A 227-nucleotide genomic window follows, 5' to 3' on the forward strand; every position below is an offset into this window, starting at 1 on the left:
CGGCGGTTTGAGATCGCAACGCGGTGGGTGTAGCGCGACAGATAGGCGAGCACCGCCTCCGGCCCCGCGAACGGCGCTTTGGCGTAGACCACCCAGCGCTTCTTCCGGGCGGCAGCAAGCTGGCGCAGGAAGGCCCGTCGCTCGGTCAGCTGCGTCATCGATCCGAAGAAGGCGAGCCGGCCGGCGTCGTGCAGTGCGATCAGCCGGGCGAGGAACAGGCGGCGGAA

1 protein-coding gene is annotated in these 227 nt (G+C 69.6%); it reads right to left on the reverse strand.

The genetic code is table 11. The features are described 5' to 3' along the window. Positions 1-227 (reverse strand): transposase (locus tag ACWGS9_RS36210; RefSeq protein ID WP_454509579.1); only part of this gene is annotated, 227 nt, incomplete at both ends.

It is taken from the genome of Mesorhizobium sp. Arg314 (assembly GCF_053714275.1).